We start from the raw sequence: 18,062 nt of genomic DNA, 5'->3' as shown, positions 1-18,062 counted from the left end.
GTCGCCACGAAGCTCTGGATCAGCCGGTTGAGTTCGTCTCCCTCGTCCCACGCCGGCAGGATGATCGGATGAAACCGGTTTTCAAGCTGCGGATCGGTCCGGATGGCGAGATAGGCGTCCCTCGTCCCTGCCCCGATAATCGGAATTCTCAGTTCGTTGCCGAGAAACCGCAACAGGTTGAGAAATTCCCGCTGTGCCGGTGCGGTACCCGCCAGAAGATTGTGCAGTTCGTCGATGATGAGGATTTGTGCGCCAACCCTCTTAAGGATCGACAACGCCAGCGCTTCAAGATCATGCTTGCGGGCCGTCCTTCGAACCGGCGCTCCCAAAACCTCCAGGAGATGCTGGTAGAAGCGCGCAACCCCCGGATCGGTAAGCATCTGCACCACGACAACAGGGATGTTTTCCTCATCACGGCCGGGCAAGGCAGGCGGCGTATGATCGCGTCGGAATTTTTCGATGATCATCGACTTGCCGTTGTTTGTTGGCCCCAGCAGGAGAAAGCACTGAGGCCGAACGCGGCCTGGTTCGTTTTCAATCGCGGCACTGAGCAGATCGAGCGCAGCCTGTGCCTGCGGGTAGCCGATCCACCATTGGCCACGGATGAAGGCAATTCGTTGCGCGTCGTCTGCGGCGGCAATCTCTCGCAGATCGCGAGAAAGGTGGCTGAGATCGCTCATCACCATCTTTCCATCGGAAATGGCACCAAGTCGGCAGCCTGATCATCGCCGGCGAGCTCGGTTTCGATCGCCGGCATGACAGCCACGCGATCCACCGACGATTCTGGCACCGGCGTCTGTCGCGCCAACTGGCGCCGGGCCGCTCTGGATTTCTTTGCTGCGGTCTTCACCAGCCCACGCTGCTGTTCGACCGTCCTGAAGATACCCTCTTCATCGACCTGAGCCCGACCGCCAGCTTTGATCATCTGGACGGCCTGCCGATGCTCAAAAAGCGAGATTCCCGGCCTTTCCAGACGCCGGCAAGGCACCGTCACGTAGCTGCGGCCGTCCGGCTCGAGTACAAATATCTGCGATAGATCGCGAGGATCGCGACGGATCAGGAAGGACCGGCAACGATCCCTATTCGCTATCCACGGGCGCAAAACATCTGAATAGTAAGTGATGTGGTCGAGCGTGAAGCCATCGCGCTGGATCGTCCGGCGCACGACAGGCAGGAAATCGACCAGGTATTCGCGGCTATTGGCAACTGGTCGCGGGTCGCCATGCTCGGCAATTCCACGCTTCCACCGCGCGAGCGGCGGCTCCATGATCCCTTCGTGGACCTCGTGATGGTAGCGTCCGCTGATCGCCAGAGCCAGCCAATGCTCCAGCTCGGACAACGTTAGAACCGCAGTTGCATCGCTGTCATAGGTTCCCCGTTCGGTCGGATTTGAGAACGTCGTGCCGGGCAGATCATGGATAAGGCCCATCAATGTGCCGATCAGACGCTCGATGACCCCGCCGAAATGAGGTTGGCCCTTCGGGCGATATTCGAGGCCGATCCCATGCTGCTGACAGCCACGAGCGAGAGCTTCGCCATGAAACTCCGCAGCATTGTCAAGATGCAGGAGACGCGGAACACCTGCGATCGGCCACTCCGTATCGAGGCCGAGGCCGTCGAGATAGGCCCTCTTCTCAACGCCAGAGTGGGCGAGGCACAAACCGACACTCGTTGCGGACGGCGCCTCGAACGACACCAGAAAGCCGGTGATGCAACGGCTGTAGACGTCGATCGCTACCGTCAGCCACGGCCGCCCGACCGGGAGGCGGCTGATTTCGTCCACCAGAATGATATCGACCGGCGTGTGATCGATCTGGACGATGTCGAGCGGTCCCGTCGCGACAGGCCCATGGCCCGCGGCCGACGTCAGCCGCCTTGCTGCGCTGCTGCGCGGGCCGTCACGACGCCGCGCTACCTCTTCAGCCCGAATCGTCTCCAGACGACGGCGGATCGTTTTCGCCGAAGGAGCCGGCAATCCGGCCTTTTTGCATCGGAGTTGAACTTCCTCGACGAGACGGACAATCCGACGCTTTTGCCTCGTCAGGTAGGTGTCGTAGATTGCGGCGGTGACAATGTCGTCCACCCGCGCCGGCATTCTGGATCGGCCTCGGCCGCCGGATGGCTTTCCAGGAGCCAGCGAACTCATCAATCCACCTGAGGCCCGAAACCGGGCGACAAGCGTGTAGACCGATCTGGTGCTCATCGCCAGCAGATCTGCCGCAGAACGTGCATCAACGGCTGAGACGAGTTCCTGAGCAGCAAGGGGCGCTATTACCGGAAGTCGGCGCTGCGCCTCCTGCCTCGCTTCTTCAGACAGCCCGAGCGTGCCGCGTTCGGCAATCTGATCAGCCTGCTCATCCACGTCTCGACATCCCTCCCCGCCGAAAACCGAATCGGCGATATTGAACGAGAGTATGGGCAGTTTATGCTACATAGTGAAGACAACTATGGGGAATCAGGGGCCGATTGCTGTGACCATGACCTTCGCTAAGATGTTGATTTTCCATGCTCCGCATTGAAGCTAACTTTGACAACTGACACTGGAATCTCGATGGCCTCGCCCTCCCCTCCCCTTCGCACGCCCGTCCGACGCCTGATTGGCTATGCGCGGGTTTCAACTGAGGAACAGGCAACAGATGCCCAGGTCGACGAGCTCCGTGCGGCCGGTTGCCATATCGTCCACACGGAGCACGGCTCAGGCGCGTCGCGGGTACGGCCTGTATTGACCAGGCTGCTGCGAGAGATCAGCGCCGGCGACGTCCTGGTCGTGGTACGCCTGGATCGTCTCGCCCGCTCGGTCAGCCATCTGCTGGTGGTGATCGAGCATCTCGAGGAGCGCAAGGCGCATTTCCGTTCGCTCCATGACCCGATCGATACCTCCACGCCGCAGGGCATGTTCTCGCTGCAGGTGCTGGGCGCGGTGGCGCAGCTCGAACGCGCGTTGATCGCCGAGCGCACCAAGGCGGGCATGAAGGCGGCGATGGCCCGCGGCAAGCTGCCCGGCAATCCCGGCTTGCGGGAGCGCCGGCCCGAAGCGATCCGCGCGGCCTCGGCGGCGCGGCACAAAGTCTATGTCGGCGACCTGATCGCCTCGGCCTCGACCTGGTTGCCGATTGTGCAGCGCATGCGGCCTCAGCACAATTGGGACGATGTCGTGCGGGTGTTGAACCATCGTGGCCAGAACTGGACCGTCGAGAAGTTGCGGCGCGCGGTGCACCGGCTGGTGAGCGAGAAGATGGCGGAGCCGGAACTGATCCAGCGCGCGCCTCGGCGTCCACCCGAGGACCGCCTGATGACCCTCGTCGCCGGCATCGCCATCGCCGATCCGGATCTCAGCCTGCGCGACATCGCCGCCCAACTCGAGCGGATGCGGGAACGTGCCCCGCGCGGCGGCCGGCAATGGGCCGCCTCCTCCGTCAAAGCACTCCTCGACCGGGCCCGCCGGCTCGGTTTGGTCGTGCCGCAGCCGCGGGACGTTTGAGATGGGGCGGAGGAACGGCTGATGGAGAGCATCGGACGGGCCAATGACCGGGAGCCAGGCAGTCCGGGATGCACCAGCTGCGCTCGCGTCGGCTGAGGAGATGTGCCAGCTCCACTTGCTTCTCTGTAGTTTATTGACTACATATTGATACATGTTCGAGCTCAAGCAGACGTCGACCTTTGCAAGGTGGGAGACACGCCTCCAGGACAAACGAGCCAGAACCATCATCGCAGCCCGATTGATGCGCCTGGCTGAAGGTCTGCCGGGCGACGTAGAGCCGGTAGGTGAAGGCATAAGCGAACTGAGGATTCACCACGGACCGGGATACCGGATTTATTTCCAGAAGCGCGGCAACCTCCTGATAGTGTTGCTGACCGGCGGGGACAAAGGATCTCAAGCCCGTGATATCGCCACTGCCAAAAAGCTTGCCAAGACGTGGAGCCCGCAAGATGACTGAAAAACTGACGACTTACGATCCGGCCGCTGCACTCGTGGACGACGAGGAAATTGCTGCGTTTATGGCGGATGCTTTTGAAACTGGCGATGCGACCTATGTCGCCAAGGCGCTTGGCGTTGTTGCCCGCGCCAAGGGGATGTCCGAAATAGCGCGGAAGACGGGCCTGTCACGTGAGCAGCTCTACCGGTCGTTCAGCGAGCGCGGCAACCCCACACTAAAAACGACGCTCGCGGTGATGCGTGCGCTTGGCGTCGACATGACCGCCAAGGCTCATGCGGCAACGTAGTTTAGCCTTTCAGAATGGAACCGACCGATGGCGGTCCGCCGCGGGTGCCGCCATCTGACAACCGCTCATCGGAGCGTAGTCACTTAAGAGCGCAGAAAGATGGCGGCGAGAATGGCGATAGCGCGGTCAGCCTCATGAACGTTGCAACCTGCCTCGGTAGGCGCTGAGCACCACCGCAGATCCCAGGGCTCGCAACTGAGGAGGCTGGCCGACAGCAGCTTCGTGACTCATTTAGCCCTGCGGCTTGATCTGAGGGGACGCGGTGCCGCAGATTGTCCGACTTATACGGGGTAAGTGCGGCGACGAGGCCATAGCCACACGTAGCATCAAAGATTCTGATGGTCTTGGGACCGAGCTTTTCGATTTTTGGACGCCTTGAGTTTGCGGACGCGTGTCTCAGTGACCTAATGAACATCTGTTGCTGGGAATTCCTCCCAGTCATCATTTGCCGTTTATCGGCAATTCTCGTTACCCCTACCCCTCCGCGCTGACTTGTATGTGGTCGGGAGTGGAGGTGAAAAAAGATCATCAACACTTCGCATTAGCCGGATCGTCAGGTTCCCTGCTGGAACAGAGCTTAAGCCCAGCGTGCAAGCCGCACCCCTCGGTATTTGGACCGTGCTGCTTAGCGCTGGACAGCCATACTCAGGCCAAGGAAATCCATATTGCGCGCTACGCGCAATGGACGCCTGCAGCCTTTTGGACCGGGCGGAAAAGCAAGTTGCTATGTGGCAACTAATGCGCGCAAAGAGGTAAATTCCCATTAACTTTAAAGAGCTTGCGAATCGCTAAATACCCTGTAATCGTACCTACGATTTTTCACCGTAGTTCATCGGGATCTCGTAGATATGCAGAACGACCGTAGCGCTTCCGCCCCGGCCGAGCTTCGGAAGCCTCCGATGGCGGACGTCATCGCTGGAGACGGCGCCGCATTATCAGCGGAACTCGTTGCAATGCGCGAGGCTCTTTTCCCTCCGATTTCAAGAAAATCATTGCGGCAATTCTCCTCGATCGAAACGGCAAAGCTAGTGGGAATTGCGGACGGCTATCTAAGGCAATTATCACTTAGCGGCAAAGGACCGCAGCCATCAATCAGCACTGGGGGGAGGCGTTCTTACACACTCGATCAGATTAATGAGCTACGCGTCGCGCTAGAAGAGGGCTCAAAAGGAAAGCGTTACGTGCCTCGGCGAAATTCTGGCGAGCATTGTCAAGTCCTAGCTGTTGTGAATTTCAAAGGCGGCAGCGGAAAAACAACGACTGCGGCTCATCTCGCGCAGTACCTTGCTTTGCATGGCTATCGTGTCTTAGCAGTTGATTTAGACCCCCAGGCGTCCCTGACGGCGCTTCATGGCTATCAGCCAGAATACGATATCCACGCAAATCAAACCATGTATGCCGCGGTCCGATACGATTCCGAACGGAAGCGGCTAAGTGACATTATTCGCAAGACGTACTTCCCGGGTTTGGATCTTGTCCCAGGCAACCTCGAGCTTATGGAGTATGAACACGATACTCCACGTGCGTTGGCAGAACGCGATGCAGAGCCATTTTTTGGGAGAGTTGCCTCAGCCCTAGGCTCCGTCTCGGAGCAGTATGATGTTATGGTCCTTGATTGCCCTCCGCAGCTCGGCTTCCTCACTCTCGGCGCCCTTTGCGCAGCCACCGGCCTCTTGATCACTGTCCATCCGCAGATGCTAGACGTGATGTCAATGTGCCAGTTTCTCCTTATGGCATCTGACATTCTCAAGGTAGTGCAAGAATCTGGCGGCGACCTTGATTATGATTTCATTCGCTATGTAGTGACCAGATTCGAACCTGTTGATGCTCCCCAAACTCAGATGGTCGCTTTCATGCGTTCGCTTTTCCGCGAACGTGTTTTGAACAGCACTATGGTCAAATCTACCGCCGTCTCCGACGCCGGCTTGTCAAAGCAAACCTTGTACGAGGTTGGCCGCGAGAACTTCTCAAAGCAAACATACGATCGCGCGGTCGAGTCTCTGGATGCTGTCAACGGCGAAATAGAGCAGCTGATTTCCGCTGCGTGGGGGCGCGTATCATGAGCCGCAAGGATACCCTCAAAGCCATGTTAACGCGTCGGGCGGCAGAGTTGCCACATGGCAACTCTGTTCAGGTGGATCAATCCAATACCTCATCGCTCGATAGTGGACGATCAAGATCGGCGGCCGTTGGTGCGATGAGTCGATCTTTAGGCGAAATTGCGAACGCTGCCGAACGCGCGAGAGCGCTAGTGTCTGCAGGCGCCGCTGTTATCGAGATTCCCCCTGAAAACCTTGTCGACTCTTTCGCTCAAGATCGGCTTCATGACGAAGGCGAGGAGTTCGAAACACTTCTGCGCGCTATTGAGACATCTGGGCAAAAAAGCCCCATCCTCGTGCGGCCTCTACCTGATAGGCCCGACAAGTATCAGATCGCATACGGGCATCGCAGGGCGAAGATCCTCGCCAAGCTCGGGCGACCTGTACGTGCTGTTGTACAGACTCTCTCAGACGAAGAACTTGTTGTTATTCAAGGCCAAGAAAATTCGGCTCGGAAAGACCTCAGCTATATCGAACGTGGGTTATTCGCCATAACCTTGGAAGAGCAGGGGTTCGACAGATCAATCATTATGTCGGCGCTGAGCATGGAGAAAACTCAGCTTTCTCGCTTGTTAACTCTTACCAAGTCGATTCCGAAAAGTCTTATCCTTGCTATCGGACCAGCGCCAAAAGCCGGCCGCCCACGGTGGACGGCATTTGCGGAACGGTTAGGCAACATGAAGAATAACGTCAGTCTAGACGACTTACTGAACGATCCACTTTTTCAAAGTGCCGACAGCGACCTTCGCTTTGTGAAGGCATTTGCCAGGCTAGCGCCTGATCGGACCAAGAGCGAGACCGCAAATGTGGATGTTAAATCCGACAGCGGTGAGAAAATCGCCACAATCGAGCCGGCCAGACGTACCATTTCGTTCGTAGGGGGCACCGATGGCGGCTCGGCTTTCGCCGAGTTTGTTGCGGAAAACTTACCGTCGCTCTACCGGACCTTCAGAAATAGGGAGGCTTCTGACAACCTTTAAACAATAAGCAACCCGCAAAAGAAAAAGGCCCCCGAAACAACCGTCCCGGAAGCCTTCTCTGAGTTTCGCAGCTAGAGAATCGCATTTCCCGGAATCACAGTCAAGAGTCCCCGTTGGGGATAATTGCCGTTTCGGCGAGCAGATTTCTTTTGCCTAGCGATAGGTGAAAGAGAATGCAGACGCATATTGCAACGACGCCTTTCGGGCGGCGGACGATGTCGCTTGCCCAGGTGGCTGAGCAGACCAGCGCACGCGCGGCCCCGAAGGATCGCATCGTCCATAAATGGCAGGTGTTCCACCATATCCGCGAGGCACGCGACCGGCTGGGCGCCACAGACCGGGCCCTCACCATCCTCAACGCCCTGCTGTCCTTCCATCCCGAAACCACCCTGGCAGGCGGCGCCGACATCATCGTCTGGCCCTCCAACGAACAGCTCGCCGCTCGCGCCAACGGCATGCCCGCCACAACCCTGCGGCGCCATCTCGCCGTCCTCGTCGATTGCGGCCTCGTCATCCGCCGCGACAGTCCCAACGGCAAACGCTTCGCCCGCAAGGACAGGGCAGGGGACATCGCGCAGGTCTACGGCTTCGATCTCGCCCCAATCGTCGCCCGCGCCGAGGCCTTCAAGGCCATGGCCGAGGCCGTCCAGGCCGATAAACACGCCAGACAGGTCGCCCGGGAGCAGCTGACCCTCCTGCGCCGGGATATCGTCAAGACCATCGCCGCCGCCCGCCAGGAAGCCGCGCCCGGCCCCTGGGACAGCCTGCAACATCGCTATCAGGACATCATCGGCCGGCTCCCGCGGCAGGCCGGCACCGCCATCATCGCGGCGATCTGCGGCGAGCTCGGCGGTCTCTGGCGCGAGATCCGCACGTCCTTGGAAAACCTCGCACAATCCCGGATTCAGGTCGCCAATGAGTCCCATTCTGGCGGGCACATAAAGGAGTCAAACCCAGAATCCCATCATGAATTAGAAAAAAGCTATGCGAGACAGCAAGCAGAAAAGGCAGCACTCGAAAAGCCGGCAATAGCGAACCCGTTCGGCCGCGAAACCGGTTGGAAGTTCAGCCTACATCCCGGCAAGGCCCTGAGCCTGCATCCGGGTCTGGGGCAAAAAAATCCGGACCCAAGTCTCGCCACCGTCATCAAGGCGTGTCCGGCCCTCGTTGAACTCGCCCAGGGGCGGGCCATCCGCGACTGGCGCGATCTCCTCGGCATCGCTGGTCTCGTGCGACCGATGCTCGGGATCAGCGTCAAAAGCTGGGAGGAGACCTGCGCTACACTCGGACCGCAGCGGGCCGCGACCCTGCTTGCCGCCCTCTATGAACGGTCCGGACAGATTGCCAACCCTGGCGGCTACCTCCGCAATCTCACCGAACGCGCAATCCAGGGACGCTTCTCGACCACGCCGATGATCCTCGCCCTGCTCACCGCACAGCTGAAAGGGCGCAGGGGAGGGGAGGCGCTCCATCATCCAGCCCCCGCCGTGGAGCCCCCGAAAGGCGAGGGCCATCCCACGCCCCCCGCCATCACCGTCAGTGCCGCATTGCGACAAAAACTCCGGAGCGGTGCAACGAGGCGACCAAGGGCTGGGGGTGAGAAGAACGATTTTCCCGGATGCCCCCTAGGTGGCTGCCCAATTAACTAAAGCCATGCAAGGCGCGAGAGGGCTGGGATATGTCCGCTATGCGCCCCAAGGACGAACCGCTTCGCGGGAGGGGCCCTGGCCTGAAATGGCGGAATATGCACTTTGAGCGGGTCGTGGCGGTAACCCGACCATTGAGTTCCTTTCAATCAGAGAAACTCGCCTTGACTCACCATTCCACAGGTTCAGCGATCTCGCCGCTTCCAGTTGCACTAGCTTGAGAGTGGCGTCCGCCCCGTCCCCAACAATCAACGGCGCTGTATCGTCGTTGTGGCTTCTGTTCTTTAGTGACGCTGAAGCGGCGTGACCTGTCGCGTGCTTTGATGATCACCTGCTATGAGCGCAAATTGCCTGATACACTGAGCGTGGACGAGGTGGCGCTGCTGGCGATCTCGAACATCTAAGTATCGACGCCGAGCGAACAAGCATACGATCCGTTTGCCGCGCACGATGGTTGCTCTCCCAAAAAAAGCAAGTACATGCAAAATCCAATCTTCCATTCCGACTCCTCACCCGTTTGGGTGAGGCGCTTCTATCCTGATTGTCACATTATTCGACCTTGAATGAGGAGCCACTATAATATTCAGATTCACCCCTCAAATACGCTCCGATTCCATGGATAGTAGTCAAGCGTTTTAATCTCCAGAAGCGTGGTCGTTCTCCTACCCGGCCTAGAATTTCGTCTTAGAAAGACCAGATCACGTCGTGATAGAGAAAAGTATATCTGGAGTATTCCGGATAAGTTATTGTGACAGGAGAAGCAATGTGCGACAGTTCAACTGAACTAGATACAGATAGCGACAGCCCTGCGAGGCGACGCTTCTGCACCCGCGGGGGTTGTAGGGGAAATGGAGATGTTCCGGGAGTTTGTAATAGATCTTTCGGCGACAAGAGCTCAGATAACTTAGAGCAACGATTGCGCTCGATATGGGGTGACTTGCCATTTGGTCGACTTACGTATAGCGGCATCTCGATAGCTACCTCAATGGCCGATCTTACGACCGTCGGCCGTCTGCGTTACGATCTGTTCGTTGAGAGAGATGGAAAATCGTATGCGCAGGCGGACCACCGGCATAGAACGCTTGTCGAAGACGTAGATCGAGTCAGCCTCAACTTTCAAGCAACGGCCTATCAAAGATGTCTCGCCAGCGTTAGGCTCACCCGCGCCGAGGATGCCTATTTGGATTCCCAATTATCCCTAATTGTGCGCGATAATAACCTGATTGATCCTCCGTACGTGGGCTGTCTACTACTGTCTCGTATGATAGTGCGAGTTGAGATGCGAGCGCGCCTCTGCATTCCGGACCTATTTCGGCAGACTTATCGCATTGGCCTTAGATCTGGGGCCAGTTTGGCGTTCTTAGCCACGCGTGAGCCCCTCGTCCCACTTTTCGGTCGCTTCGGGTTTATCGAGACTGGAAGGAAGTTTTTGGATCCGATCGCTGGCCCACTTATTATTTTGGCGCTTCATTTGCGCGATGAAACGAGGCTACGTGAGGTGCGGTCACCTCTGCTCGACGATTTCATGTGCGAGGCGAAGGCGTCTTCAGGACAAGCTGCAATGCAAGGTTTTCTCTCTGTATGAGGAGGCGCGCTATGAATGATGACGTTACGGATCCTCGGTATGAGACGCTTCTGAGTCAAATTAGTCTAGCTCAGATGCTTTTTGGCGACTTGCTGCGTTCCTATCTCGTAAATCATCATACGACAGAGGAGCAGTATGTTAGATACCTGAGCTTTCAGTTTCATCTGACTAAGGATGTTCAGAGATACTTTTTGTCAATTGCCGGTCACCCCGATCTCGCGCGACGGCGGAAGTTGAGGGCCTTTCTGGTCAATTTTGCGAATGAAGAGGAGCTACATTACCTCGTGGCAGCAAACGACCTCCATAAGATTGGACGCGTGCCCCTCGCGATGCCATTTGACGTCGAACTATGGCATTCATACTTTAAATCATTGGTTGCAGATCGCCCGTTTATGCGCATGGGTGCTGCGACAATTTTGGAAAACATTTCCGATGGTCCTGCGCGGCCATGGGTAAAAAAAGCGCTTACAGGCGAATTTTTGACCAAGGAGAATACGAAGTTTCTCGTGCTACATCAACATGAGGCTCTGCCGCACGGCGTTCAAATTATGGATGCGATAGCGACGGCTGGACTGAGCGATCATCATTATGACGATCTTATCCGAGGAGCAAAAAGAGGGACAGTGTTATACTTGCGTATGGCCGAGTGGGCCTTAAAGCCGGATTCGCTCGCGAGCATTGTTGATAGTGGCGCCGCCGTGGTTGGTGCAGAGGAGATGCGCCGGATTGTGGCATTCGAAATGGCAGAGCTCGATGACGATGCGTCACATAATAAGGACACAGTGGGCTGATCGGTTGTGTTGCAAACTTTTCATCAATGGGAAAGTGGCATGGAGGCGATCCAATCGGGATCATCGTGATGTTCAAAGGCCGCCACTTCGATCAGTCTGTCATCCTGCTATGCGTGCGCCGGTATCTGGCTTACAATTTGAGCCTGCGCGATCTGGAGGAGATGATGGCTGAGCGCGGCGTCTGTGTGGATCACGCGACCATTAATCGCTGGGTCAGGCGCTTCTCGCCAATGCTGCTGGAACGCTTCAACCGCCGCAAGCGCGCTGTATCCGGCAAATGGCATATGGACGAAACCTACATCAAGGTCCGCGGTCAGTGGATGTACCTCTATCGCGCCATCGACAGTGTCGGCGATACGGTGGAGTTCCTGCTGCGCGAGCAACGCGATCTGCTGGCGGCCAAGCGCTTTCTGCGCAAAGCACTGCACCGGCATGGTCGGCCCGACTGCATTGTTATCGACGGCAGCCAAACCAATCAGGAAGCTATCATCGCCTGTGACAGCGAAAGCCGGTTACGGGATCGAACGGCCAGAGCCCTGAAGCCGATCCGAATACGCCGCAGCCAATATCGCAACAACCGGATCGCGCAGGATCACCGGCGCATCAAGCGCCGGGTCAGACCGATGATGGGGTTCAAGGCGTTCTCATCAGCTGAGGCTACATTGGCCTGGCCTGACCCTATAAGGTGGTCCAGTTTCAGTCTTAGTGCATGATCGGCTTCTCGGCCATCGCCTGGGCAGACGACGGTGCCGTTCCTCGCGGCGGCGCAGGCCAGATGGTGGCCTTCGGTGCCGGCGGCTTGTAGCCGAGCGATGAGTGCGGCCGCTCGGTATTGTACAACAAGGCGTGAGAACGCCCACGGGACCGAGTTTCGAGAAGTTCTCTACCGGTATCATCCGTGGTTTGGCCGTGAGGTCTGCGTTCATGGCATCGTGGCGAAGTGCGACGGCGTGTATTTCCGCTGCGCGGTGGCGGGCGGCCGTGGGGACCGCTGGCTTGAGGTTCCGGCCTGGATGTTCGAGCGGGCATCATGTCCAGGCGACCTTCGACTGACGGCAGCCCCCTTCGTCAGCCTGGACGCGCTCGCGGAGCTATCGGCGCTGCTCGACCGGGCACTGAAGACGCCCATGGCATCATCGAATGCCCCGCTTTCGGGCGCATCCCGATCCTCTCACGACCAGATTCGGGGAGAGGCCCATGCGAGCGACGACGGTGACGACGGCGGCGACCAACGGCAGGCACAAGCGGCCGCGCGGGCGTCAGCAGATGGATCTGTTCGACAGCGCCAGGCCGAAGGCGGACGGCGCGCCGCTCTGGCCGGAGCTGCCGGAGCGGGCACGCTCGGCGCTGACCGAGCTGATGGCGCGGCTGATCCTCGCTCACGCCGCCACAGCCGTTCCGCTTCCCGCAAAGGAGGCCGGCGATGATCTCTGAGAAGGTTCGACCTCATCACCTGGAGCGCAAGGCGATCCTCTATGTGCGCCAGTCCTCCGCCCACCAGGTGCTGCACAACCGCGAGAGCAGCGCGCTGCAATATGCCATGCGGGACCGCCTGACCGCGCTGGGATGGTCGCAGGTCGAGGTGATCGACGATGATCTCGGCCGTTCCGCCGCAGGTTCCGTGCAGCGTGCAGGCTTCGAGCGGATGGTGGCCGAGGTCTGCCTCGGCAAGGTCGGTGCGGGTTGCGCCCGGGAGGTCTCGCGCTTCGCCCGCAACAGCCGCGACTGGCAGCAGTTGATCGAGATGTGCCGGGTGGTCGACACGGTGCTCGTTGATCAAGAGACCGTTTATGCGCCGCGCCATGGCGACGATCGCCTGTTGCTGGGGCTCAAGGGCAGCCTCAACGAGTACGAGCTCGACCTCCTGCGTCAGCGTTCTCTGGCGGCCCGCTACGCCAAGGCGCGCCGCGGCGAGCTGATCGTCTCCGCGCCGATCGGCTTCGTGAAGGCGGATGACCGCTATGAGAAGGATCCGGACCGGCGCGTTCAGGAGGCGATCACGCTCGTCTTCGACAAGGTCCAGGAACTCGGCAGCGCGCGTCAGGCGCTGTGCTGGCTGCAGGAACATGATCTCGACCTGCCCGTGAAGCAGCGCAACGGCGACACGAGCTGGCGCCGGCCGAACTAAGCCTCCATCCACCGGATCATCGCGAACCCGGTCTACGGCGGTGCTTATGCCTATGGTAAGACGAGCGCCGCGGCGGCCTATGCCGCCGACGGCATTAAGGTGAAGACACGTCGCAGGACACGGGGCGAGTGGCTCGCGCTGAAGCCCGGCGCCCATGACGGCTATGTGAGCTGGGAGAGGTTTGAAGCGATCCGCGCGATGGTGGCAGGCAATGTTCCGACCGGCAGGCATCAAGGTGCGCCCAAGCATGGCGAGGCGCTGCTCGCCGGCCTGACAGCGCAACAGCACGTCGACTGATATCGTCGCGGCCGTGTGCGAACTGGTGCTGATCGCGAGCGACGACCTGATTGCCGGCCTTCTCAATCGCAATGCCCTGAAGACCGGCAATGGCAATCGCTGGACGCGCGAACGCGTCACCTCTATGCGGTCGAATTACCGGATCCCCGTGTTCAAGCCTGCGGCCGATGGCGTCGAGCCCTGGCTCAACCTCACCGACGCTGCCAAGCTCCTCAAGGTCTCGACTAGGACGCTCAGGCTTGCAGCTGAAGCCGGTGAGATCCGAGCCACCCATCCTCTGCCGGACGGCCCTGGGTCTTCGCACGCGCTGCTCTTGCCACAGATGCCGCCCAATCCATCACCGCACGGGCGCGGCAGAACCCAAAATACCCCGCGGGATCCAGCCCTCGGACCGCAGCATCGCCGTGATCCTGCGATAGCCATAGCGACCATACCGGGAAGCCAGACGGATGATGTCGGCGGTGAGCGCCTCTTCATCAGGCCGACCTCTGGGCTTCTTGCGCTGGGCCGAACGGTGCTGGCCGAGAACCGTGCAGGCAAAACGCTCCGAGACAGAGAACTTCGCCATGACATGATCGATGCAGCGACGGCGACGGGCGGGGCTTAGAAGTTTCCCGAGGCAGCCTCTTTGAGGATCAGCTTCTCAAGCGTCAGGTCCGACACTGCCTTGCGCAGCCGGTCGTTCTCTTTCTCGAGTTCCTTCAGCCGCTTCACCTGATCGCCTTTCAGGCCGCCAAACTCCTTGCGCCACCGATAATACGTAAACTGCGTCACGCCGATCGAACGAACCGCTTCTCCGACCGTTCGACCTTGCGACAACAGAACGTCAACCTGACGCAGCTTCGAGACGATCTCTTCGGGCTTGTGCTTCTTCTGGGGCATTCCAACGTCCTCACCGAGGCTCAAGAGCCTACTTCAGGGAGGACCACTTTTCAGGGGGCAGACCAGAGCGAGGACGAGGCATTGTCGGGCCCAGCTCTAAGCTTGGCGATAAAGCGCTCTCCGCCATCTCCCCTAGGGACCCGTCAGGCCCACCGGTGCCGGCTATGCGAAATCGTTGATCAACGCTCGTGTCTGTGCCGATGGAAGGCCATAACTTACTAGCCGCACGTCCAAATCAAAGTCGGCGACTTTGGTCACGGCCCGTCGAATGGCATTGTGGATCCACATCTCATCGTTACCAAATGCGCCTCCGCCGAGCCGCGTCAAGAGAACGATGTTCGACGTGCCTCGCCGCGCGTTGAGGACCCCTGCCAAAAGGGTTGCCTCGTAGGCAGCATCCAGCACAAGCTGCGCGAAGGAGCTCCAGGAAGACTGCGGAATCGCTCCGTAAGAAACAGGAAGCGCGGAGCAAAATGCCTGGCTGACGACCGGACCCGGCCGCCGCTCAGCGTCCGTTACCTCAACATCGCTATGGAGGCCAATGCGGAGCCTGCCTGCGAGAGCCTCCACAGCGTCAGAAGTCATTCCGTCAAGGAGTTGGGTGATCCTTTCTAGGGAGCCTTGGCTTGGTAGTGCATAGCCATTGCGCATGTCCCAGAGGTCGTCGACAGCGCAACAGAGGAGGCGACTTAGCTCCTCCCCAACGCCGGCGAGACCATCAAGTTGGCGGAAGGCCGTTTGGCCGACCTGGTCGCCAACAGGCACGAAATAATTGCGATAGATTGTGGCAGCACCGGCAGCGATGGCGCAGGCCGGTCCTTGCGTGGGGTCGTAGGCGTATCCCGCAACACCATGTTCTGGTGTGACGTCAGGGTGAATCATTTCCAGGGCGTTGAATTGCGATGCAACCTGAAACAGGGCCCCAGCATATTCTGACGCCTGATGCATCTCACGCACATCGCCCTGTACCAGGCTGAGGCGGGGTCTGGATGGGATGCTCCAACCTGCTGCAACCTGTTCCCTCAGATCGTTGAGCGAGGTCATTGAGAAGGTGCCAACCTCGGAGGCACGCCCATTGATCTTCGATTGAAGTCGAGAGTTGTTGAGCTCTAGCAGTGTGCGGGTTTCGCGATAGCCGAGTTCGGAAAAGCCCGTCAGAGATTTGAACCAGTCCATACGTTATCCTTCTTGGACAGCGTATATATCACAGTGCAAGACAGAAACCGTCACATTAGTCGCAGAGCGAGACATACAGAAATCGGCCAATGGAAATCCTGCCTCGAATCACCGGGTATTGATCTGCCGCGACCGGGTGAGTGCGACTTTATTCAAAATCGGACCGGACTACGTCCTGGTTTCTGGTGCCATTATCGTGCTTTCCGTTCAAGCGCCGACTTCTCGAACCAAGCCAGCATGGCGATCAGCTGACCGCGATCCATCGTCCGGAGGCCTTGTTGGCGCTCTTCATGGTCGAGCAGCGCCCGAAGGCTGTCAGCATCTGTGCTGCGCGAGATGTGAAGCGAGACCGACTCATGCAACCGTGCCAGACGGTGTTCGCCGTCGCGGATATGGCGCTCAGCCAATGCGAGTTGCTCGCGAATGGTTGTCCGGACCATGCAATCTCGCCATCGCAAGGACTTCACATGGGGGTGTGATAGCGGAGAATATCCGAGTGGCCAAGTTCGCGGTCGAGCCGGAGCCTCACTGCTCGGACTTGCGGGATCGAAAATGCCTCCCGATTCTTGCCTTGCGGCAGCCGAGGGAGCGGCAAATCGGGAGGCTGCTCACGGGGGAGCGTGAACCCACAGAACCAAGCATGATTTTTGGTGAGCCGCAAACGAAACCAAGGTGATGAACATGGAGACCGTACCTAGCTGACTGCGCCCCACCACTGGGTAATCTAAGTCATCGGCTGGTGGTATGGACGGCCAGCTCCCATGTCCCGTCGCTGGTTGGTCAGCGACGCTTTGTCAATGCCCGAAGTTGCTCGAGCGCCACTGCGAGATCATTATCTGGCAATGAATCAAGAAGCAGGCGTGCTTCAACATCCATCTGTAGGCGTTGATCCGACTTCTGTGCGTCAGGGACATCGAAGAATGTTCGGACGGGGACCTCCAGCGCCTCGCTTAGCTGGACAAGTGTCTTCAATGTTGGCCAGTTAATAGCACGTTCCCATTGAGAGACAGCGTCCACCGAGCGCCCGGCCTTATGGGCGAGTTCCTCCTGCGTCAGGCCTTTCTGGCGACGAATCTCTCTCAGAATCAGACCGAACTTGGCGACAGCGACCATTGCGCAGTTTTGCGCTGGCCAGGCGCGGCGTTGAACAGATTGAACTACGTACAGATGTTATTTATCCGTAGAATACTACGGATTCCTGTTGAAATTGCGATTGGGTTCCACTATCCCTTAGGCACCAATTGAGAGGCTATGAATGGAAGCCACCACCCCACAAATGAGGAGCTGCCCATACTGTTCGGAAACGATCAATGCGCAGTCCAAGAAATGCAGGTACTGCAACGAAATCCTTGACCCTCAGATGCGCGAACTCGAGATGTTGAAGAGGCAGCAGCAAGGCACCTCGCAGGTCTTCATGAATGCCGGAGGAGGCGGTGCCGCAGCGGCAGCCGCCTCAGCAGTTGCCGGTTACGCCGGTCCCATCAAGCGGTTCCCGCACTGGTTGCACATCATCCTGTCGATCTTGACCGGTGGGTTATGGCTGCCGGTCTATCTCCTGCTGTATGTGTTCCGTAACAAACGCTACTATTTTTGAGACCGCCGCCATGAGGATCCGATGGGTTGCCAGGGCTGCGCTGCCCTTGATCGTTTTCACGGTGTTTGTCCATCCCGTCATTGCCGATGACCGGGTACCGCTGCGCGATGGGGTCTACACTGAGACACCACAACGATGCGCGGAATTCAGACGGGGCGAGCTCGACTTTGCGCCCTATGAAGTCGACAAGGGTGGAAAACAGTTTCAAGGACCAGAGACTGCCTGTGTGGTCGCCATGATAAAAATGGTCCGGCCCCCGCATCGCTATCACGTCGAGACCACCTGCCGGGAGTTTGGCGAGACCTTCACGCAGTCCTTCATCCTCGATGTCCCGACGCGGGAGCGGTTCAGCCTCGAGGGCGAGGACTATCAGTGGTGTATCCCCCTTGCGAGCACTATGCAGAAGGCGCCCGCGGCGCCGCCCTTGCGGGGAATGGCAAGCAAGGCGCTGATCGACTATTGGGCGGATCAGAACGATGCGTGCCGAGGAGGCTCTGGCGATGACCCTGCGACCGACAAGGCTTGCAGTCGCCGCGCGAATGCGGCGGATGAGCTCAAGAAGCGCGGGCTTTGCTACAGATCGGTCAAGGGCGGCCAGGATTGGGTCCGGTGTCGGCGGTGAAGGTGTCAAGGCAGCGTCACGCAGGTCGGGGAATGGCG

The 18,062-nt window shown here is 58.8% G+C and carries 18 protein-coding genes and 2 pseudogenes; 13 read left to right on the top strand and 7 right to left on the bottom strand.

All coding sequences use genetic code 11. The annotated features are described in order from the left end of the window. Both KIO74_RS30380 and KIO74_RS30375 read right to left on the bottom strand, forming a co-directional pair. On the bottom strand, positions 1–680 hold a 680-nt coding region (locus KIO74_RS30380; protein ID WP_213339548.1), incomplete at its 3' end, for a TniB family NTP-binding protein. Continuing rightward, on the bottom strand, positions 680–2,362 hold the full coding sequence (locus KIO74_RS30375; protein ID WP_213339547.1) for a TnsB C-terminal domain-containing protein: 1,683 nt from the start codon (positions 2,360–2,362) through the stop codon (positions 680–682). The genes KIO74_RS30380 and KIO74_RS30375, both read right to left, overlap by 1 nt. Before the next feature lie 189 nt (positions 2,363–2,551). Here KIO74_RS30375 and KIO74_RS30370 point away from each other — a divergent pair, with 189 nt between their 5' ends. The 8 genes from KIO74_RS30370 to KIO74_RS30335 all read left to right on the top strand — a co-directional run bounded on the left by KIO74_RS30370 (position 2,552) and on the right by KIO74_RS30335 (position 12,038). Continuing rightward, entirely contained in the window at positions 2,552–3,481 is a 930-nt protein-coding gene (locus KIO74_RS30370) for a recombinase family protein (RefSeq protein WP_213339546.1), read from the top strand. 151 nt (positions 3,482–3,632) lie between these two features. Next, a complete protein-coding gene (locus KIO74_RS30365; protein WP_213339545.1) occupies positions 3,633–3,938 on the top strand; it encodes a type II toxin-antitoxin system RelE/ParE family toxin in 306 nt (101 codons plus the stop codon). Further along, complete coding sequence (locus KIO74_RS30360; RefSeq protein ID WP_213339544.1) at positions 3,931–4,224, top strand: addiction module antidote protein; 294 nt, start codon at positions 3,931–3,933, stop codon at positions 4,222–4,224. The genes KIO74_RS30365 and KIO74_RS30360 overlap by 8 nt, the downstream gene beginning before the upstream one ends. A gap of 899 nt (positions 4,225–5,123) precedes the next feature. Next, positions 5,124–6,287: a plasmid partitioning protein RepA gene (gene repA, locus KIO74_RS30355; protein WP_213339542.1), complete on the top strand. Its 1,164-nt coding sequence runs from the start codon at positions 5,124–5,126 to the stop codon at positions 6,285–6,287. After that, positions 6,284–7,303 (top strand): plasmid partitioning protein RepB, encoded by a 1,020-nt coding sequence (gene repB, locus KIO74_RS30350; protein WP_213339541.1) that lies wholly within the window; start codon positions 6,284–6,286, stop codon positions 7,301–7,303. Before repA ends, repB begins: the two co-directional genes overlap by 4 nt. Positions 7,304–7,476: 173 nt before the next feature. After that, on the top strand, positions 7,477–8,952 hold the full coding sequence (gene repC, locus KIO74_RS30345) for a plasmid replication protein RepC (RefSeq protein ID WP_213339540.1): 1,476 nt from the start codon (positions 7,477–7,479) through the stop codon (positions 8,950–8,952). A gap of 1,593 nt (positions 8,953–10,545) precedes the next feature. Continuing rightward, positions 10,546–11,325 carry a hypothetical protein gene (locus KIO74_RS30340; RefSeq protein ID WP_213339538.1) on the top strand — a complete coding sequence of 260 codons (780 nt, stop codon included), beginning with the start codon at positions 10,546–10,548 and terminating at the stop codon, positions 11,323–11,325. A gap of 68 nt (positions 11,326–11,393) precedes the next feature. Beyond that, positions 11,394–12,038, top strand: coding sequence for an IS6 family transposase (locus KIO74_RS30335; RefSeq protein ID WP_213339536.1), 645 nt, complete (start codon positions 11,394–11,396; stop codon positions 12,036–12,038). Here KIO74_RS30335 and KIO74_RS30330 read toward each other — a convergent pair. Then, positions 12,028–12,162: pseudogene (locus KIO74_RS30330) on the bottom strand (IS3 family transposase); the annotation flags it as partial. The gene KIO74_RS30335 and the pseudogene KIO74_RS30330 overlap by 11 nt on opposite strands. A gap of 360 nt (positions 12,163–12,522) precedes the next feature. Between KIO74_RS30330 and KIO74_RS30325 the strand changes: the two are divergent. From KIO74_RS30325 to KIO74_RS32075, 3 genes are read left to right on the top strand one after another with little or no spacing between them, the layout of a single operon-like run. Beyond that, complete coding sequence (locus KIO74_RS30325) at positions 12,523–12,759, top strand: hypothetical protein (protein WP_213339534.1); 237 nt, start codon at positions 12,523–12,525, stop codon at positions 12,757–12,759. Continuing rightward, positions 12,749–13,453 carry a recombinase family protein gene (locus KIO74_RS32080; protein WP_249731663.1) on the top strand — a complete coding sequence of 235 codons (705 nt, stop codon included), beginning with the start codon at positions 12,749–12,751 and terminating at the stop codon, positions 13,451–13,453. Before KIO74_RS30325 ends, KIO74_RS32080 begins: the two co-directional genes overlap by 11 nt. A gap of 6 nt (positions 13,454–13,459) precedes the next feature. Then, on the top strand, positions 13,460–13,750 hold the full coding sequence (locus KIO74_RS32075; RefSeq protein WP_349629250.1) for a recombinase family protein: 291 nt from the start codon (positions 13,460–13,462) through the stop codon (positions 13,748–13,750). A 379-nt stretch (positions 13,751–14,129) separates the two neighbouring features. Here the strand turns inward: KIO74_RS32075 and KIO74_RS30315 are convergent. The 4 genes and pseudogenes from KIO74_RS30315 to KIO74_RS30300 all read right to left on the bottom strand — a co-directional run. Then, positions 14,130–14,632: pseudogene (locus tag KIO74_RS30315) on the bottom strand (transposase); the annotation flags it as partial. A 162-nt stretch (positions 14,633–14,794) separates the two neighbouring features. Continuing rightward, a complete protein-coding gene (locus tag KIO74_RS30310) occupies positions 14,795–15,808 on the bottom strand; it encodes a hypothetical protein (protein ID WP_213339532.1) in 1,014 nt (337 codons plus the stop codon). 191 nt (positions 15,809–15,999) lie between these two features. Further along, entirely contained in the window at positions 16,000–16,248 is a 249-nt protein-coding gene (locus KIO74_RS30305) for a hypothetical protein (RefSeq protein WP_213339531.1), read from the bottom strand. A 340-nt stretch (positions 16,249–16,588) separates the two neighbouring features. Further along, a complete protein-coding gene (locus KIO74_RS30300) occupies positions 16,589–16,921 on the bottom strand; it encodes a helix-turn-helix domain-containing protein (protein WP_213339530.1) in 333 nt (110 codons plus the stop codon). Between the two features lie 142 nt (positions 16,922–17,063). Between KIO74_RS30300 and KIO74_RS30295 the strand changes: the two genes are divergently transcribed. Together KIO74_RS30295 and KIO74_RS30290 are read left to right on the top strand one after the other, a co-directional pair. Further along, positions 17,064–17,402, top strand: a complete 339-nt coding sequence (locus KIO74_RS30295; protein ID WP_213339529.1) for a hypothetical protein — start codon at positions 17,064–17,066, stop codon at positions 17,400–17,402. A 10-nt stretch (positions 17,403–17,412) separates the two neighbouring features. Then, a complete protein-coding gene (locus KIO74_RS30290; protein ID WP_213339528.1) occupies positions 17,413–18,024 on the top strand; it encodes a hypothetical protein in 612 nt (203 codons plus the stop codon). The last annotated feature ends 38 nt before the right edge of the window (positions 18,025–18,062 follow it).

Source organism: Chelatococcus sp. HY11, assembly GCF_018398335.1.
Lineage (GTDB): Bacteria > Pseudomonadota > Alphaproteobacteria > Rhizobiales > Beijerinckiaceae > Chelatococcus.
The sequence above is the reverse complement of the archived record's forward strand: the minus strand, read 5'-3'. Positions and strand labels throughout refer to the sequence as shown.

Coding starts and splice junctions, on each gene's coding strand:
- KIO74_RS30370 (WP_213339546.1), top strand. CDS start 2,552: ATGGCCTCGCCCTCCCCTCCCCTTCGCACGCCCGTCCGACGCCTGATT.
- KIO74_RS30365 (WP_213339545.1), top strand. CDS start 3,633: ATGTTCGAGCTCAAGCAGACGTCGACCTTTGCAAGGTGGGAGACACGC.
- KIO74_RS30360 (WP_213339544.1), top strand. CDS start 3,931: ATGACTGAAAAACTGACGACTTACGATCCGGCCGCTGCACTCGTGGAC.
- repA (WP_213339542.1), top strand. CDS start 5,124: ATGGCGGACGTCATCGCTGGAGACGGCGCCGCATTATCAGCGGAACTC.
- repB (WP_213339541.1), top strand. CDS start 6,284: ATGAGCCGCAAGGATACCCTCAAAGCCATGTTAACGCGTCGGGCGGCA.
- repC (WP_213339540.1), top strand. CDS start 7,477: ATGCAGACGCATATTGCAACGACGCCTTTCGGGCGGCGGACGATGTCG.
- KIO74_RS30340 (WP_213339538.1), top strand. CDS start 10,546: ATGAATGATGACGTTACGGATCCTCGGTATGAGACGCTTCTGAGTCAA.
- KIO74_RS30335 (WP_213339536.1), top strand. CDS start 11,394: ATGTTCAAAGGCCGCCACTTCGATCAGTCTGTCATCCTGCTATGCGTG.
- KIO74_RS30325 (WP_213339534.1), top strand. CDS start 12,523: ATGCGAGCGACGACGGTGACGACGGCGGCGACCAACGGCAGGCACAAG.
- KIO74_RS32080 (WP_249731663.1), top strand. CDS start 12,749: ATGATCTCTGAGAAGGTTCGACCTCATCACCTGGAGCGCAAGGCGATC.
- KIO74_RS30310 (WP_213339532.1), bottom strand. CDS start 15,808: ATGGACTGGTTCAAATCTCTGACGGGCTTTTCCGAACTCGGCTATCGC.
- KIO74_RS30305 (WP_213339531.1), bottom strand. CDS start 16,248: ATGGTCCGGACAACCATTCGCGAGCAACTCGCATTGGCTGAGCGCCAT.
- KIO74_RS30300 (WP_213339530.1), bottom strand. CDS start 16,921: ATGGTCGCTGTCGCCAAGTTCGGTCTGATTCTGAGAGAGATTCGTCGC.
- KIO74_RS30295 (WP_213339529.1), top strand. CDS start 17,064: ATGGAAGCCACCACCCCACAAATGAGGAGCTGCCCATACTGTTCGGAA.
- KIO74_RS30290 (WP_213339528.1), top strand. CDS start 17,413: ATGAGGATCCGATGGGTTGCCAGGGCTGCGCTGCCCTTGATCGTTTTC.